A 1,102-nucleotide genomic window follows, 5' to 3' on the forward strand; every position below is an offset into this window, starting at 1 on the left:
GGGGGCGTCCGCCCAGCAGCCCACCGCGCCGCCGCCCGGCATGGACGCGGACCAGGCCGCCGAGGGCGCCCAGGGCCCCGTCGCCCCGGACGCGGACGAGAAGGCGGACGAGCAGGCACTCGACGTGCTGCTCGTCGGCGAGGACGCGGGCGCGGAGGGCCGTGACTCCGCCGGCCGGTCGGACACCCTCATGTGGGTCCACGTGCCCGGGGACCGCAGCGAGATCCAGGTCATGTCCATCATGCGCGACATGTGGGTGCCGATCCCGGGGCACGGGGACCACAAGGTCAACGCCGCCTACCAGTACGGCGGCATCCCGCTGACGGTGGCCACCGCGGAGAACATGTTCCAGGCACGCGTGGACCACGTGATCGCCGTGGACCTCGCCGGCTTCAAGGGCCTCGTGGACGCCCTGGGCGGCGTCAGCGTGGACAACCCCAGCGCCTTCGTCTCGACCGGCGGCATCGACTTCCCCGCGGGCACCGTGCAGATGGACGGGGACAAGGCCCTGGCCTACGCGCGGGAGCGGTACAACCTGCCGCGCAGCGACTTCGACCGCGTGGAGAACCAGCAGCGCCTGGTCAAGGCCATCGTGGCCGCGTTCCTCTCCCGCGACACCCTCTCTGACCCGAGCCGCGTGCAGGCCGCCGTCGAGGAGTTCGCCCCCTTCCTGACCCTCGACGACGAGCTCGACTCGAGCACCCTCGCGAACCTGGCGTGGTCCCTGCGCGATGCGCGCGACGCCCCGATCGTGACCAGCACGGTGCCGTCCGTGGGCGTGGGCTACACGGACACCGGCGAGGACGTCGTGTGGCCGGACTGGGCGGCGATCGCCCGCCTGGGCGAGGGCATCCGCACCGGCACCCTGGGGGAGGCCGTCGCGCAGTGAGCACGCCGTCCCGGCCGTCACTGGTACGGCACTGGCTCGCGCTCGCGGAGGAGCTCGTGGGCCGGGCCGCGCCGCGACTCGACGCCCTGAACCTCTTCCCGGTCCCGGACGCGGACACGGGCACGAACATGCTCGCCACGCTGACGGCGGCCCGCACCGCGGCCGACGCCTGCCCCGCACAGGACGACGTCGGCGCCGTGCCCGCGCACGCGG

The 1,102-nt window shown here is 74.0% G+C and carries 1 protein-coding gene and 1 pseudogene; both read left to right on the plus strand.

Annotation, left to right across the window (positions count from 1 at the left end):
* The coding region (locus D8M29_RS12450; RefSeq protein ID WP_238693423.1) for an LCP family protein at positions 1 to 889 on the plus strand (889 nt) is incomplete at its 5' end.
* Positions 886 to 1,102 (plus strand): annotated as a pseudogene (locus tag D8M29_RS12455) (kinase); the annotation flags it as partial. The gene D8M29_RS12450 and the pseudogene D8M29_RS12455, both read left to right, overlap by 4 nt.

The organism is Micrococcus sp. HSID17227 (assembly GCF_003989405.1).
Lineage (GTDB): Bacteria > Actinomycetota > Actinomycetes > Actinomycetales > Micrococcaceae > Micrococcus > Micrococcus luteus.